Annotated in this window: 15 protein-coding genes and 1 riboswitch; of the genes, 11 read left to right on the top strand and 4 right to left on the bottom strand. The window is 46.1% G+C overall.

Going from position 1 to position 16,184, the window contains the following annotated elements; translation table 11 throughout:
• Positions 1 to 128: 128 nt before the first annotated feature.
• Positions 129 to 312: riboswitch (cobalamin riboswitch) on the bottom strand.
• Positions 313 to 420: 108 nt separating this feature from the next.
• Together NCCP2222_RS05845 and NCCP2222_RS05840 are read left to right on the top strand one after the other, a co-directional pair.
• Positions 421 to 2,619 (top strand): YhgE/Pip domain-containing protein, encoded by a 2,199-nt coding sequence (locus NCCP2222_RS05845; protein WP_248510470.1) that lies wholly within the window; start codon positions 421 to 423, stop codon positions 2,617 to 2,619.
• Positions 2,620 to 2,698: 79 nt separating this feature from the next.
• Positions 2,699 to 2,830 carry a YfhE family protein gene (locus tag NCCP2222_RS05840; RefSeq protein ID WP_248510468.1) on the top strand — a complete coding sequence of 44 codons (132 nt, stop codon included), beginning with the start codon at positions 2,699 to 2,701 and terminating at the stop codon, positions 2,828 to 2,830.
• Between the two features lie 81 nt (positions 2,831 to 2,911).
• On the opposite strand, the gene NCCP2222_RS05835 is transcribed toward NCCP2222_RS05840, so the two are convergent.
• Positions 2,912 to 3,865 carry an alpha/beta hydrolase gene (locus NCCP2222_RS05835; protein ID WP_248510466.1) on the bottom strand — a complete coding sequence of 318 codons (954 nt, stop codon included), beginning with the start codon at positions 3,863 to 3,865 and terminating at the stop codon, positions 2,912 to 2,914.
• Positions 3,866 to 3,970: 105 nt separating this feature from the next.
• Positions 3,971 to 4,813 (bottom strand): aldo/keto reductase, encoded by an 843-nt coding sequence (locus NCCP2222_RS05830; protein ID WP_248510464.1) that lies wholly within the window; start codon positions 4,811 to 4,813, stop codon positions 3,971 to 3,973.
• Between the two features lie 194 nt (positions 4,814 to 5,007).
• Between NCCP2222_RS05830 and NCCP2222_RS05825 the strand changes: the two genes are divergently transcribed.
• Both NCCP2222_RS05825 and NCCP2222_RS05820 read left to right on the top strand, forming a co-directional pair.
• The gene (locus NCCP2222_RS05825; RefSeq protein WP_248510462.1) at positions 5,008 to 6,411 is read left to right on the top strand and encodes a vWA domain-containing protein; all 1,404 of its coding nucleotides are present in this window, start codon (positions 5,008 to 5,010) and stop codon (positions 6,409 to 6,411) included.
• Entirely contained in the window at positions 6,411 to 6,572 is a 162-nt protein-coding gene (locus NCCP2222_RS05820) for a hypothetical protein (protein WP_248510460.1), read from the top strand. Before NCCP2222_RS05825 ends, NCCP2222_RS05820 begins: the two co-directional genes overlap by 1 nt.
• 579 nt (positions 6,573 to 7,151) lie before the next feature.
• Here the strand turns inward: NCCP2222_RS05820 and NCCP2222_RS05815 are convergent.
• Positions 7,152 to 7,736, bottom strand: a complete 585-nt coding sequence (locus NCCP2222_RS05815) for a DUF421 domain-containing protein (RefSeq protein ID WP_248510458.1) — start codon at positions 7,734 to 7,736, stop codon at positions 7,152 to 7,154.
• A gap of 169 nt (positions 7,737 to 7,905) precedes the next feature.
• Between NCCP2222_RS05815 and NCCP2222_RS05810 the strand changes: the two genes are divergently transcribed.
• On the top strand, positions 7,906 to 8,892 hold the full coding sequence (locus NCCP2222_RS05810) for an alpha/beta hydrolase (protein WP_248510456.1): 987 nt from the start codon (positions 7,906 to 7,908) through the stop codon (positions 8,890 to 8,892).
• Between the two features lie 37 nt (positions 8,893 to 8,929).
• On the opposite strand, the gene NCCP2222_RS05805 is transcribed toward NCCP2222_RS05810, so the two are convergent.
• Positions 8,930 to 9,121: a gamma-type small acid-soluble spore protein gene (locus tag NCCP2222_RS05805; RefSeq protein ID WP_248510454.1), complete on the bottom strand. Its 192-nt coding sequence runs from the start codon at positions 9,119 to 9,121 to the stop codon at positions 8,930 to 8,932.
• A gap of 147 nt (positions 9,122 to 9,268) precedes the next feature.
• On the opposite strand from NCCP2222_RS05805, the gene NCCP2222_RS05800 reads away from it, so the two are divergent.
• From NCCP2222_RS05800 to wrbA, 6 genes are all read left to right on the top strand, one after another.
• On the top strand, positions 9,269 to 9,817 hold the full coding sequence (locus NCCP2222_RS05800) for a histidine phosphatase family protein (protein WP_248510451.1): 549 nt from the start codon (positions 9,269 to 9,271) through the stop codon (positions 9,815 to 9,817).
• A gap of 694 nt (positions 9,818 to 10,511) precedes the next feature.
• The gene (gene abc-f / locus NCCP2222_RS05795) at positions 10,512 to 12,170 is read left to right on the top strand and encodes a ribosomal protection-like ABC-F family protein (RefSeq protein WP_248510449.1); all 1,659 of its coding nucleotides are present in this window, start codon (positions 10,512 to 10,514) and stop codon (positions 12,168 to 12,170) included.
• A 194-nt stretch (positions 12,171 to 12,364) separates the two neighbouring features.
• The gene (locus NCCP2222_RS05790) at positions 12,365 to 13,561 is read left to right on the top strand and encodes a DUF3238 domain-containing protein (protein WP_248510440.1); all 1,197 of its coding nucleotides are present in this window, start codon (positions 12,365 to 12,367) and stop codon (positions 13,559 to 13,561) included.
• A 102-nt stretch (positions 13,562 to 13,663) separates the two neighbouring features.
• Entirely contained in the window at positions 13,664 to 14,605 is a 942-nt protein-coding gene (locus tag NCCP2222_RS05785) for a ring-cleaving dioxygenase (RefSeq protein ID WP_248510438.1), read from the top strand.
• Complete coding sequence (locus NCCP2222_RS05780) at positions 14,602 to 15,207, top strand: alpha/beta hydrolase (RefSeq protein ID WP_248510436.1); 606 nt, start codon at positions 14,602 to 14,604, stop codon at positions 15,205 to 15,207. The genes NCCP2222_RS05785 and NCCP2222_RS05780 overlap by 4 nt, the downstream gene beginning before the upstream one ends.
• Before the next feature lie 12 nt (positions 15,208 to 15,219).
• On the top strand, positions 15,220 to 15,825 hold the full coding sequence (gene wrbA, locus NCCP2222_RS05775) for an NAD(P)H:quinone oxidoreductase (RefSeq protein WP_248510434.1): 606 nt from the start codon (positions 15,220 to 15,222) through the stop codon (positions 15,823 to 15,825).
• Positions 15,826 to 16,184: the final 359 nt, after the last annotated feature.

The following is a 16,184-nucleotide window of genomic DNA, read 5'->3' as shown; positions in this document are numbered from 1 at the left end:
AATGATGTATTCCGCTTCTGGCGCCAATGAAAAAAACCACCCAGGGAGATGGGTGGCGACAAACAGATCTATAGCAACAAATGCCTACTAATCCAATATGTCGTATCTTCCCTTTTTTCCGAAGGAGCAAAATACACATTGAAAAAGCGGGTATCCTGACTTGTGCTTCATTCTCGGCGAGAGCCTTCCCATTCTTTACGAACAGTGGCATATTCTCACTTCGTCCACACGTACAGTTGCGGAAACAGTTCCGGATTTTAACCGGATTCCCCATTCACATAGGTTTCTATGACTCTTTCAACTATTTATTCAACTAGACGATTGTACCATACAAATTGCAGGCATGGAACAGTGCATGATTCGGCAGCCTGGAGGAAGGGTATACTTTGGGCGAAAAGTGGAAACGGGGAGGGTGGCAACGTGCGCAAAAGCTGGTCCATCTATATGTCGGATTTAAAAAATTTGAGCCGCAACTGGGTCGCTGCGGTCATTATCGGGGGGCTGATCATTCTCCCTTCTTTGTATGCGTGGCTGAATATATATGCTTCGTGGGATCCGTATGCGAACACAGACCAGTTGCCGGTAGCGGTTGTCAATGAAGACAAAGGGGCGACCATACGGGATGAACCGATTGATGTGGGAGGACAGCTCGTCGACACCTTGAAGCACAATCGGGATATGGACTGGAACTTCACGACACGTGAGCAGGCAATGGATGGAATTGAATATGGTGATTATTTTGCGGTTTTAATCATACCGGAAGATTTTTCGGAACGTCTTGGAACGGTTATTTCCGGTGAGCCTGAAAAATCTCAAATCGACTATTACGTAAATGAGAAATTGAACTCCATTGCCCCGAAAATTACAGAAAAAGGGGCCAGCGTCATTGTGGAGAAGGTGAGCAGCCAGTTTATTGCCACAGTGAACGAGGTTATTTTTGACCTGTTTAATCAACTCGGAGTCGAAATTCAGAAAGACTTGCCGGACATCGAGCGATTTGAAAATTACATTTTTGATATAGAGCAGAAGCTGCCCGCCATTCATGAAACACTGGTCGGCACACGGAATGATGCAAAGTCGGCACGCCAGTTGATTCGCCAGGCGCAAAATAAAGTGCCCGTTGCGAAGCAGACAGTTTCAGAAGGGCTGGGCACCATCGACCGGACTCTCGGTTTTTTAAATCAAGCAGAAGCCAGACTAAACGAGATGGCCCCGACTATTCAACAAGATTTAAATACAGCATCCCGAATATCGAAGGAAACAAATGATTTTCTGACAAAAGTCGGGAATGCCCAAATCGATTTCACCGAATTAGACCAAGCAAAAGAACGAGTGGACACCCGAATGACAAATGCTATTGGGAAAGTAGATGCCATTCAGGCAGATCTTATATGGCTCCGTGATATGGCGGCTGAGTCAAAACCAACTGAGGAAGGGGAGAGCGTTCCGGCAAATCCAGAACGCGATAAACGATTGCAGGATGCCATTGACCGGACAGGGGAAATTAAAGCTCTCATGACAGAAGCCCAAACGAACGCACGCACATTGAATGGGCTCGTGGAAGGCAAGGAGCAACAAATGAAACAAACGCTTGCTGACCTGCAAGACATCTCAGGCCGTGTTTCCGTTAGCCTCGATCAGTTCATTGCCGAATATGAGCAGACGATTGAACCGACCGTACGAAGCGAAGTGAAACGGGCGAAAGCCACATTGCAGCAAGGACGGTCCATGCTCGTTGAAATTCAAACGACGATTCCGGTAGTGGAACGCGTCCTAGCCAGCACATCTACCCATCTAAAGGACGGACAGGGCATGCTTGATCAAGTGATGGCGGAATATCCCTATGTCTCGGAAAAGGTGAAAAGCTTGGCGAACAGGATCAGGGAATTAAAAGGCGAAACGGATATTAATGAAATCATTCAGCTGCTGCAAAATGACCCACAGGCAGAAAGGAGCTTTTTCGAAGAGCCCATCGTATTGAATGAGAATAAGCTATTTCCAATCAAGAATTACGGCACCGGGATGACGCCGTTTTATACGGTGCTTTCCATCTGGGTCGGCTGCCTATTATTAATTTCCCTCTTATCGACGGACGCGGAAAATCACGAGGAAATGAGTGCACGCCAAGTCTATGTCGGCAAGCTGATGACCTTCCTAACAATCGGATTTCTTCAAACGATAATTGTCACCGTCGGAGACCTGACGCTGTTAGGGGTAAAAGCGAATAACCCGGCATGGTTTATTGTCTTCGGTCTCTTTATCAGTGTCATTTTCATGACGCTCGTATACACGCTCGTCACGTTGTTCGGCGATGTCGGGAAGGCGCTTGCCATCATTTTGCTCGTCCTTCAAATTGCCGGCTCGGGCGGCACGTATCCCGTCATGCTGCTGCCGGAATTCTTCCAATGGATCAATCCGGGACTGCCCTTCACCTATGCCATCGACCTGATGCGGGAAGCAGTCGGCGGGATTGTTTGGAAACGGGTGTTGACCGATTTTACCTTCTTGCTTCTAACAGGCATGGCCATCTTTTTCATCGGCTACTTCTTAAAGGAAATGATTAACCGGAAGACGCATCAATTGCTGCGGAAATCAAGAGAGTCCGGGTTGTTCCATTAAAAGGATGAAGCTGGACAAGTTTAGCCATGCGGTAAAACGGAAAAACGATAAAGAAGGTCGCCAGAAAGGAGGGTTTGCCATGAACGAAAAGAAGCAGCCTCACGAACGGTTAACCGAAAAGAACAATGGATTGAGAGACACCCAGGAAGTGCTATATGCCAAGGATTTTAAACGTGCAGATAACGCACTGAAGAAAAACGAGAAGAAGTGATTTGGAAAAGCCACAAATGGACCAGGCTCGGTCGATTTGTGGCTTTCCTTTTTATATAATGTACAGAAGAGGTCTAGGTTTTTATTGCGCTAACACATGCTCGACAAACCTTTGGATCCGTTCAGCATATTCCGCTGTTCCATTATCGAATGCCTTCGTATGGCCGGCGTTCGGCACAATCCATAATTCCTTTTCGCCACCTGCTGCGTCGTACAGCTCATAGGCCATTTCTGTCGGCACCAAATCGTCCGAGTCGCCATGAATGAGCAGGAGTGGAACTTGATTCTTCTTCACCTGGTCAAGAGCAGACGCCTCTTCAAACGTGTAGCCGGCGCGTATTTTGGTTACAATGCTTGTCACTTGCAGCAACGGAAACGATGGAAGATTGTAAATGGATTTCAGTTGATGGGTCAGTTCCTCTTTCACGGTGCTATACGCACTGTCCGCGACAATCCCTTTCACTTCGGGAGGAAGCTTTTCGCCACTCGTCATCAGTACTGTGGCGGCTCCCATGGAATTGCCATGCAAAATGATTTGTTTCGTTCCATGCTCTTCCATCAGGTTATCGATCCAGTCTTTATAATCAAGCCGGTCGTGCCAGCCATAGCCAATATACTCGCCTTCACTATTTCCGTGTCCCCGTGCATCGGGCAGTAACACGTCGAAACCGAGGTCGTAATACATCTTCGCTAATTTGCCCATATTATCCCCTGAGTTACGGAAACCATGTGCCAGGATGACCGCTTTATCTGAGCGATCCCCATGTTGGATATACTGCGCATGCAACCGCAGTCCATCAAATGATTTCATCTCTATCGGCAGGCGTTCCTGTGAATCAAACCACTCTTTTGCTTCAAGCAGTAGCTGTTGATCCGCATCACTTGCCACCGCATTCACAGCCTCAGACTCAGTATGCAGCTCCACTTCCGTACCGCGCTTCACGCCTTGATTGTAAAAATAATTGCCCGCAATGACCAGGACAACCACTAGGATAGCAGCCAGACTCCCGATCGCGATGCCAATTTTGCGTTTCATTGCCATTCCCCCTTGCCTTTCATCGTATCATTTTAGGACGTGCCATATGACAAGGATTTCAATGTGAGACGAAAAAAGACACCTCGTCAAAGGTGTCTTCCATACTTAAAAGTCGATATGATCTGGGTCGGGACCAACGCGCTTGTCCTCGTTCAACTGGTTGATCCGTTCCATTTCTTCGTCTGTCAATTGGAAATCAAATACATTGGCATTCTCTACAATTCGGCTTTCGTTAATCGATTTTGGAATCGTCACCACGCCGTTCTGCAAGTCCCAGCGGATAATGATTTGTGCGACCGATTTGCTATAGGTATTGGCAATCTCCGATAGGACCGGATTGTCGAGCAATTGACCCTGAGCGAGCGGTGACCACGCTTCAAGCCGGATATTATGCGTTTCACAAAATGCTTTCACTTCCGTTTGCGTCAATTGCGGATGATATTCCACTTGATTGACCATCGGAATGATTGTCGCATCTTCTAGTAAATCTTCAAGATGATGAACTTTGAAATTGCTGACGCCAATCGTGCGAACTTTCTCTTCTTTGTAGAGTGTTTCCAACGCGCGCCACGTTTCTTTATATTTCCCTTTAACAGGCCAATGAACAAGATACAAATCCAAATAATCCAAACCGAGTTTCTGTAAACTGATCTCATAAGCCTCAACTGTCGAGTCGTACCCTTGATCCGAATTCCAGACCTTAGAAGTGATGAACAAATCCTCGCGCTTCAAGCCGTTTTCTTCAATGGCCTCGCGGATTGCCTGGCCCACCCCTTCTTCATTCTTATAAACGGCTGCCGTATCGATGCTCCGATATCCATGGCGAATAGCCGTTTTTACTGCATCGACTACTTCCGGTCCCTCTTGCACTTTAAACACGCCAAGCCCTAACCAAGGCATTTCCACTCCGTTATGCAATGTTGTAGTTCCTTGCAAATGATTGGTCATATACATACCCTCCCAGTTTGGTAATGTGGTAACAGGCTTATTTTCTCACATTTCTTTGTAGAAAGGTTAGGTGGAAGACTTGGTTTTGAGGGGAGGCGGAAATGCCCACTAGTAAATTCGGGTCCTTGCTCATAGGAACTTATCTCTTCAATAAACCGTAGTGAAGTGTAGATGTTCATAGGGGAGGAGTTTACATGAAATCAAAGAAATGGCATGTTGGGTGGCTTATTATATGCTGTTTAGGATTGATTGCTTGTTCGGATCAGAAGGAAACGAAAAAGGTGGAAGCGGCGCCAGAATCCACTGTGGCTGAAGTGGCGGAGGAAGTGATCCCAACAGCAGCTCGAACAGTTGAAGAAATGATCGAGCAACCAGCAGGGAAACTGATTGAGGAAAATATGGATCCGAAAATCGAGGCGGCCCGAACGGTAGATTATGTGAAATATTTCCGGTATTACGAGGATGAGTTTAGCGACATGATGAAAGAACAATTGTCTTCTTACTTCAAGGACCATCCAGAGGCAGAGGCGGATGAAATTTATGACTACCTAGTTTTTCAACTCGGGTCAGGGCAATATAAAGGACTTTATGAACAGCTGGCTTCTTATGAGCACGGATACGTCATGCCGGAGCTGCCGGATGGCGAAGATGAAATCGAAATTGCCAAGAGGCAAAAGACAAATGTTGTCATCCTTATGGATGCGAGCGGCAGCATGAAGGGAGAGGTCGATGGCCGGGTGAAGATGGACCTGGCCAAGGAGGCTATCGAGAACTTCACGAGCCAGCTCGATAATGAAGTGAACGTGGCGCTCTTTGCGTATGGACATAAAGGAGCAGGCACGCAAGCGGACAAGGGGTTATCTTGCGGAGCTATAGATGAAGTGTACCCGCTTTCCTCATATGACAAAAACTCGTTTCATGACGCAATGGAATCGTTTGGAGCAAGCGGCTGGACGCCACTGGCCGGTGCAATTGAAAAAGCGGCCGTCTATCTGGCATCTTACGACAGGGAGGAATACCGAAATATTGTCTACATTGTCAGCGATGGGATAGAAACGTGCGGCGGAGATCCCGTCGAAGCCGCAAAGCAATTGAACGTAAGTGATATTGAAGCAAAAGTAAATATTATTGGATTCGATGTCGACGACGAAGGGCAAGCCCAATTGAAGCAAGTTGCGGAAGCAGGCGGCGGGCAATATGCAACTGTTCGGAACCAATCAGAATTCGAAGGCGTGTTAATTAAAAAATGGAAACCAAGCATGATGCAAGTCCTGAGTCAACAAGGCGTGAAACTGCATGAAATGGTTCACCAATGGGAAGATTTGTACGCCATCTACGATCCACTCTCTAATTTATCAACCCGCGAAAGGATTCGGATTGTGGATGCTGCTTACTACTTGAAGAATCAAAAGTTAATCGATGAAGAAGAAGGAAGTAAAGTAATTGAACTGGCAAAACAGATGGGTGAACTGCGCGATGCACATTTTGTGGGCTTGAAAGACCAAAAGGGCGAAGAAGCAGAAAAAGCAATGAAAGAAATTGACGATGCCGTGCAAGCATGGCAAGAAAAATGGAAAAAGGAATTAGAGAATGAGTGATGAATGGTTGGGATGGCGTGCATTTTGCACACCGCATTGTTAAAGTGGCGGTTGCGCAGGCAACTATAGTTAGGGATATATTTGGAGAAGAGGCAGCAGCTCAGGCGCCGGATAAAATAGCTGGCACTAGCCGCTGCCAATATGGCTCTTGTATCCATTAATTTGGGCAAGACAGTAATCATATGGCGTCTCGAACCATACTGTAGCTTCAAGAGAACTGACAACGGCGTTTGTCCTAGTTATCTGGCGTTCACCCGGAATTACTGGCGTTCAGCTCGATAATCTGGCGTTCACCCGGAATTACTGGCGTTCACCCGGAATTACTGGCGTTCAGCTCAATAATCTGGCGTTCATCTGGATTTACTGGCGTTCGGCTCGATAATCTGGCGTTCGTCCGGAATTACTGGCGTTCAGCTCAATAATCTGGCGTTCACCCGGAATTACTGGCGTTCATCTCAATAATCTGGCGTTCGTCTGGATTTACTGGCGTTCATCTCAATAATCTGGCGTTCACCCGGATTTACTGGCGTTCAGCTCAATAATCTGGCGTTCACCCGGACTTACTGGCGTTCAGCTCAATAATCTGGCGTTCATCTGGAATTACTGGCGTTGAGCTCAATAATCTGGCGTTCATCTGGATTTACTGGCGTTCAACCCGATATTCAGTCATCTAGCATCCAAGATCGAACGCCGTTGCCTGGCGTTCGATCTTTGGCCGGTTAGATACTACGAGCTCACTTTTATTTTAAGAAATCACTCTCATTACTGGATTGTTTGGTTATTGTTTCAACGAAGATATTGTTTGATGGTGTTTCGCTCGGTAGCTTGAGTTCCCCGGTCTGTATTAAATGAATGAGCGTTTGAATGTCTTCTTTTGTGGCGGGTTTTTTGGCATCCTGTAATTCATATCCCAGTTGTCCGTTTGGTTCAAGCGTTGCATGTTTGACATCTTGAGTGGCGGATATGCCGACTTGGCGTAGTCGGGCTTCTAGCTGATCCACCGTCAATCTCATTTTTTTCATATTTTTTGTTTGCAGTTTACCGTTGATGATAATAGGTTTGCCTTTAGAGGTTATGATTGATTCTGATTTATCGAACTTTAATTGTAGCCATTCAGTGATAATTAGGCAGGCGATGAGTATGGCAGCAAGCCCGAATGTAGTCCAGAGACCATGGCCTGTGACAGGTTGGATGATTAACGTACCAAGTGAAAACAAGACGACGACTTGAGGGACTGTCATTTCGGAAATGGATTTTCTGCCGCTAATTCGTAAAAGCACAGTAGCGACAATAAAGATGAGAAGCGTTTTCCATATATACTCCATCCTCAGATTCCTCCTTTACTTGCCTTAGTGTTCGTGTGGTTACGAATCTTATACGCCTGAATTCTCCATGGCAAATTTGTGTATTTTCAAATATCTTATTTATTCCGGCTGACTTTTATTGTATATTAATGCTAGACATCGAGAATGTCACAAGACAGAGTGAAGGGGAATGAGTACGATACGAATCAATTGGAGAAAGATATTGATTCTATTGGCAATCGGGTTTCTTGCAGTTCAAGTGGCAGGTAGTTTTTTCTTCTATGATCTGGCAATCAAGCGAGGTCCGAAAGAGTATTTAGAGAAAAATGCGGACTTGGAAGTAGCGGATCAAACACTTGAGCTTTATTTGAAAGGTGACTGGAGACAGTGGGTCGCTGATCAGAAATTTGAACGCATGAGCCTGACGTCGCGTGATGGATTACAACTGTCCGGATACTATTTGCCAGCTGCCAAGCCTACCAAAAAGCTGGTCATTTTGACACATGGGTATCTTGGCAATGCGAAACAGATGGGGCTGTTCGGACAGTATTATCATAATGAATTAGGGTATAACATCTTCATGCCGGATGCGAGAGGGCATGGCAAAAGCGAAGGAGATTATTACGGTTTTGGCTGGCCGGACCGGTTGGATTTAATAGATTGGACGGATCAGTTGGTCAAGAAATTAGGGCCCGACACGGAAGTTGCCTATCATGGGCTTTCGATGGGAGCCGCGACGGTATTAATGGCTAGTGGAGAGGAAGAGCTTCCCCGCCAAGTAAAGGCGATCATCGCGGATAGCCCGTATGAGTCGGTCTATTCGTTATTTACTTACCAAATGAACAGGATGTTCCATCTTCCTGCATTTCCGTTGCTGGATGGAACGAGCATGGTAACGAAATTCAGAGCCGGCTATTCATTCCGAGAGGCGAGTGCCTTAAAGGAAGTGAAACGGACGCGCATTCCGATCCTATATATCCACGGTAAAAGCGATACGTTCGTGCCAACTGAAATGGCAGAGGATCTTTATCGCAATACGGCAAGTGAAAAGGATATTTTCCTAGTGGCGAAAGCGAATCATGGCGAGTCGTTTGCTCTTGCAGGGGATGCTTACAAGCAAAAGATGAACCAGTTCCTCAACCGGTATGTGACGGATAAGGATAGGGTTTCTAAATAATAAGTAGGGTTTCCAAGTCATATTGGAAACCCTTTTTTCATGACTGATCTCGCTCGATTTGCTTTTTGACCATCTCTGGGCTTGTGTCACTGTAGACGCCCGTCCCTTTTCCTCCGGTTTTAGCAATCAATGCTTTCACTTCGTTATAGGTCAGGCCGGAATTGGCATTTTGCCGTTTGACCTCGTTAATATCCGTGCCGGCAACCGTTCGATTCGTTTCGTTATCCATGGATTTAGCCAACCTCCTTTTCCGTAGGATGGTTGGAACAGAAAGGTCTATGCAATGTATTTGTCTAAGCTTGATTCACGCGAGATTAGCCTGACAGGTTTCTACTGAAATAGAGAAGGGAAAATAATGAGAAAGGAGGCGTTTCTCATGGAGAAAACGATATATATTGTACGGCATTGCGAGGCGGAAGGTCAGTCTGCACATGCTGACCTGACCGCAAATGGCGTAATGCAAGCTAGCAAACTGGCTGATTTTTTTGAAGATAAACTAGTGGATCGGATTATTACGAGTCCCTTTCTTCGTGCCAGAATGACTGCCCAGCCATTGTCCGATCAAAAAGGAATTTATTACGAAGAAGATAGCCGTTTGGCGGAAAGAACATTGAGTGAACATGATTTTGAAGACTGGCTTATCAAACTGGAGGACACTTTCCTTGATTTGAATCTTACGTATGAAGGAGGGGAGTCTTCTAACGAAGCGATGAGCCGGGTATGTGATGTTGTCGACGAATTGCCGGATGGTTCCCATAGTGTAATCGTGACACATGGAAACTTGATGACATTACTGCTTCGCTGCTTTGATGAAAGGATCGGGTTTAAGGAATGGCAGGCGTTAACGAATCCGGATGTCTATCAGGTCACGCAGAAAGATGGACAAGTAGAGATGAAGCGAATTTGGACAGAGGAGTCCAATTAAAAAGAGCCTCCCTTGAAAAAGAGGCTCTGCATCGGTGAGAATACGAAAAGTCCGTTCCATTTCTATGTCACAGGGGAGGCGTCATTAGAAATAACGTGGTTATTTAGTGTATCGCATCGATGTACTAGAGTCACAACATCGACCGAAGGCTTAACTTGTTTCAGCCAGAAGGAACCTTTGCTGAGTGGAATGCATCGATGGCATTCCAAAACGCAGGCTTCCATGTCGCGTTCCGTGCAGGCTGATGTAGGTTACCTATTCGTATGGTCACCGATGCAAGCTATCCTATCAACTTTTTATAGTTAATACAAGGAGAAGCCGGCAGGATGATGCAATATAAGCCTATCGAACGGATGCTGTACCAAAAAATTGGTTGTCCTCTAGTGCTTTTCCGTACGGCGGACAAGTAAGCTCATTCGTTTTTGATATCTGAAAATTATAATGACTTTACACGTCCAGTATGGTAAACTATGTAGACTATTTATTGAAAGGGCTGAGGGTGGACAGTGATTAACTAATCTCAATTTCCGACGAAATTTTATTTGAATCCGAACGGAAAACGGGATTAGTCTGTCCATTTTTACTTATACGTAAAGCAGCCCTATTGTACGGGGTTTCTTTGTGTTTTTCCTGACTAATCCTTCCGTTCCAATACGGAGGGATTTTTTTGTCCCTCCAAATAGGAGGAATGTGTATGCTACTGGGAAAGATTAAAGAAATAAGCTATAAAATTGGTGAAACAACGATATTGGATGCTGTTTCAGCCGAGATTCCGCAAGACGCATGCGTTGCGATTGTCGGGGCAAATGGAGCCGGTAAATCTACGCTGCTGTCTATTTTGGCAGGGGAACTGGCTCCTACTTCCGGTTCCCTGCATTGGGTTGGGCCGCGCCCAAGCCTGACTTATTTTAAACAGGAGCAACGGGAGGAAGGAGATCAGGAAAACACCGGGGAAATGTATGTTTACCGTTCCAAGTGGCATCTTCCGGATCATGTCCGCTACGCGACCGCAAGTGGGGGCGAACGGATGAAAATTCGTTTGTCGGCCGCTCTATCGCGAAACAGCCAGCTCGTATTGCTCGATGAACCGACAAATCATATGGATGCGGAAAGTTTGGAGGAGCTCGTTCGTGTGATCAATCAAAAGCAGGCGACCTATCTCATTGTGTCCCATGACCGCCACTTCATTGACCAGACAGCGGATTATGTGCTGGAGCTGGAAGATGGAAAGATGACCGTATATACAGGGAACTATACGAGCTACCGTGAGAAAAAAGAGCAGGCGCACGCCATTCAGGTACATCACTATGAAAAACAGCAACGGGAAATTAAACAAGTGCAGGAACAAATCGCCCAGCTGAAAGAATGGTCCGCCAAGGCGCATGCCGAATCGACCAAAAAGGGCGGAGCGAAAGAATATTATCGAGTAAAAGCGAAGAAGAAAGATGTCCAAATTCGATCGATGCAAAAAAGACTGGGGGCGAAACTTGCAAAAGAGCGGGTGGAGAAACCGGCCGAAGAGACGACCGTATGGTTTGATGTCAAAGGAGAGCGTAAAAAAGGGCACCGCGTCATGGAGCTGCAAAATGTCCAAAAATCTTACGGTAATCAACAGCTCTTTTCGAATGTCTCCTTCACTGTGCAAGCGGGCGAGAGACTGGCACTGATTGGACCAAATGGAAGCGGGAAATCTACCCTTTTTTCCATTTTGACCGGGAACGCTGTATGTGAAGGTGAGGTCTGGCTATCTAACGGATTATCTATCGGGTATATGAGCCAGGCCGTCCTAGATTTGCCGCAGGATATTACGATGGCGGAGCATTTTCATCGGAATTCATTTGCAGAACAGGGGAAGCTGCGGACACAGCTGGCAAATCTCGGTTTGACAGAGATCCATTGGGGGTTGAAGTTAGGCGAATTAAGCCAAGGCGAACGGGTTAAAGTGAAGCTGATGCAGTTTATCTTGCAAGGGACCGATGTGTTGTTGCTGGATGAGCCGACAAATCATCTCGATTTGCCCTCACGAGAGCAGTTGGAAAAGACTTTGGAAGCCTTTCCCGGCACGTTGCTTATTGCCTCCCATGACCGGTATTTCATCGAAAAACTGGCGAAGGGCCTTCTGCTATTTGAGAAGGGCACGGTACAGAAACGGCCCGTGACGTTTCAAGAATGGGTGGATCGGAAAGACGCTCCCGAGGAAAGGAAGACACCGGAGGATCGACTGCGTCTTGAAACCGAGCTGCAAGCCGTTTTAGGACAATTAAGCATGGAGATGCCAGGAAGTGACCGCTATAAGGAATTGGATGCGGCCTTTCATGAGGTGAGCAGGAAATTAAGAGAATTGAATAGATGATTTTTGGCGCATGATGTAGATGTCATGCGCCTGTACTTTGTCCATTTGGATATGAAAATCGGACGCGTAACCCCATTGTGGGGCTCTGTTATAACGTTTGGCAGGGTGGGAAGAAGGGGATTGACGTACTAGATCGGCTCTCATGTTTAATGGCATGAAAAGTACAACACAATGGTAAGAAGGAGGGATGAGCCATGAATTTTGAGGTTAAGCATGTAAAACATGAACATGATTTGATTTCCTTCACATGGAATGATGTCGGGGGCTTCTACAATGTATACAAAGATGGCGAACATTTATATGAAGGAAACGTGCCGGAATTTCAGGACGGCGACTTCAAACATGGAAAACTGTATCATTATACGATTGAACGAGTTGTCAATAATGGAGTTGTAGATGTTATTGCGATGCAAACTTCTGCTTTCGCAGAAAAGAAAAATATCGAGAATCCGTTACAATCGCTAGTCATGACAACCATTGTGGCTAAAACACAAATCGCCCTTTCGTGGGAACGAATCAAGAATATAGAAGAATACGAGGTATTCAGAAACGGCGAGCTGGTGGACACGGTCAAATCCAACCGATATATCGACCGGAATATTTCGTTGGATCAGTCTTACGCATATGCCATTCGGGCAAAACGGCCATTGGTAGAATCTGAAGAAAAATTGACTACGGTGAAATCCATGTTTTCCACGATTTATGGGGCATTGAACCCGTCGACAAGCCAGAAGGAGACAGCATCCGAAACGTTTACGATGATTAAATGGATTGGAAAGCCGAACGACTTGCTTCTTCCCGTTAATCAAAGAGAACGAATGTTGAAGCCGGTTAACCATTGGAAATTCCGTTACACTACTTTCCTGCGGGAGGAATGGATAAAAAATCCGAATATGCTGTCGCCAAATCATTATTTTCATGGGGACGGACGTGGTTTTGATCCGCAAGGAGAATCGTTTCGTACACGGGTTGATATCGAACTGGCTTATGATCTGGAAAAACATCCAATGACGTTTACGAAGGAAGTCGGCCCTTCGATTGCATACGATTACTTGAAACAATTTAAGGAAAAGAAGACCGCCTCACCAGACGGCATTACATTAAAAAGGTTAGATCATCAGAAGGAGGAATCTGGTTTCCTTTTGGAGCACTCGGTCGGCAATCCTTTAACGACCGCCCCGAACATCGATTATGAAGTGAAGGCTGTCCTACGGCGCCATGGCACGTTTGACATATCCGGCTATTTTGATCCTGCGCCAGAACATGAGATTTACTTATCCCGTGGGCACGATGGAGAATGGGAGCCGGTTTTGCAAGTGGAAAGTAAAGGGCTTGCCTTCATGTCCGATATTATCGCTTATCATTATTGGCGTTGCTCGAACTTTGAGTGAGCGGATGATTGAAAACTTCTTTTTTGACAGGAAGTTTTCAATTTGATACTATTATCTCGAATTCAAGATATTTTATTTCGAGATAAATCCGAGGTGTAAAGCATGAAGAAAACAGCAGGAATTCATCATATAACGGCAATCGTCGGCCATCCTCAGGAAAACACTGATTTTTATGCGGGCGTGTTAGGCCTGCGACTTGTGAAAAAGACGGTGAACTTTGATGATCCAGGAACGTACCATTTATATTTTGGCAATGAAGCCGGTGAACCCGGTACGATTATGACGTTCTTCAACTGGGCGGGCGCGTATCAAGGGAAAATCGGGGATGGGCAGGTCGGAGTAACCGCATTCGCCATACCAAAGGGATCCTTTTCATTTTGGGAAGAGCGATTACAGAGTTTAAACATCCCGTTTACCATTAAGAGCCGCTTTAACGAACGGTATTTGTCATTTTCAGATCCGCACGGCTTGCAACTGGAGCTTGTAGAACGGGGAAATGTCCCCGTGAATTCATGGTCATTCTCTGGCATATCTCCAAAAGAGGCGATCAATGGATTTGCGGTCGCGACTCTGCTTTCATCCAACCCGGAGGAAACAGCAGGACTTCTTTTGGAAATGGGATTCGAGCAAATTGGCAAGGAGGATGATATGGTCCGTTTTCAATCCGAAGCCTCTATTGGGAATCAAGTCGATCTGAAATTAAAACCAACAGGGCGCGGCAGTATGGGAGTTGGGGTTGTCCATCATATTGCTTTTCGTGCCATCGATGATTATGATCAGCAAGAATGGAGCAAGCTATTACGGCAGAAAGGTTTCCATGTGACACCTGTTCAAGATCGGAACTATTTTAATTCCATTTATTTTCAGGAGTCGGGTGAGATTTTATTTGAAATTGCAACGGATCCCCCGGGCTTTGCTGTCGATGAGTCACTTGGAACTATGGGATCGTCATTAATGCTGCCACCACAATATGAGCAATACCGGGATCGGCTCAACTCAGCCTTAATCCCCTTTACAGTCCGTGAAAGGCGGGGAAATGAATGAAGCATATTTTTCAAGCGGGGAATCCGCAGCATCCGACGCTATTGTTATTGCATGGCACTGGCGGAACGGAACAGGACTTGTTGCCACTTGGGCGAATGATTGACGAGGAAGCCTCGGTGTTAAGTGTCAGAGGAAATGTGTTGGAAAACGGAATGCCGCGTTTTTTCAAACGGCTTGCAGAAGGTGTGTTTGATGAAGAAGATTTGATTTTCCGGACAAAGGAACTTGATGCTTTTTTAGATGAGGCAGCGGCGGAATATCATTTTGACAGATCAAATATCGTAGCGATTGGTTATTCGAATGGTGCGAACATCGCTGCAAGCTTGTTGTTTCATTATGCCAAGTCATTGAAAGGTGCGATATTGCATCATCCAATGGTCCCCCGGCGTGGCATCGGATTGCCTGATTTAACGGGTGTTCCGGTATTCATTACAGCTGGAAAAAATGACCCCATCTGTCCTGCGCAAGAAACGATGGACTTGGACAGCTTGCTCACTGAAGCTGGCGCCCAAACAGAGGTTCATTGGGAAATGAACGGACATTCGCTGACGCAGACGGAAGTAGCGGCAGCGGCAAAATGGTATGAAAAAAATATAATATAGAGGTGTTGTGAAATGGTGAAAACAGCAATCGTGTATTACAGTTCAGGCGGTACGAATTATCAACTGGCAAAATGGGCGGCAGAAGCGGCGAAGGAAGCCGGTTCGGAAGTTCGGATTCTAAAGGCGGCCGAAACAGCTCCACAAGCAGCCATCGAATCAAATCCGGCATGGAAAGCGAATGTGGAAGCAACGAAGGATGTACCGGAAGTAAAGCCGGATGACCTTGAATGGGCAGATGCCATTATTTTCAGCGTTCCCACACGTTTCGGCAATATGCCAGGCCAGATGAAGAATTTCTTGGATACGACAGGCGGTCTCTGGGCAAAGGGAAAACTGGCCAACAAAGCGGTCAGTGCCATGTCATCCGCTCAAAATCCTCATGGCGGCCAGGAAGCGACTATCCTTTCTCTTTATACAACCATGTATCACTGGGGTGCCATTGTAGTAGCACCGGGATATACAGATCCAGTCATTTTCGGTGCGGGGGGCAATCCATATGGAACAAGCGTCACGGTCGGCCAAGATGGCAAAATGATCGAAGATGTTCAAGCGGCAGTCAAACATCAAGCCAAACGAACAGTACAAGTAGCGAGAGCATTAGCGCATTTGGAAGCTTAAAATGGAAAACCGGCATGTGCCGGTTTTTTATTTTTGCCGTAACGAGCATACCTGCTTGTGAATAAAGCCTTTGGAATGGCAGGCATATCATGAGGTCCAGGGATAACACGAATTCGTGACCTCTCGTTTATTGGCCCGAACCACTCGCATATCGCTGTGACCGCTCGATTGTGCTTCCAAACCGCTCGTTTATTCCAGTAACCTCTCGAATACCTTTGTAACCACTCGTATCTTCTGCCAGGCCTCTCATATCTTCCGTTAAACCGCTCCTTTGTCTGAGGAGGCTCGCTTATTTTTCTCGTATTCTTGAAAGAATCCTCGATTGTCAGTCTCAATTGCACCTTCATCACCACAAAAAA

Source organism: Sporosarcina sp. NCCP-2222, assembly GCF_023168145.1.
Lineage (GTDB): Bacteria > Bacillota > Bacilli > Bacillales_A > Planococcaceae > Sporosarcina.
The sequence above is the reverse complement of the archived record's forward strand: the minus strand, read 5'-3'. Positions and strand labels throughout refer to the sequence as shown.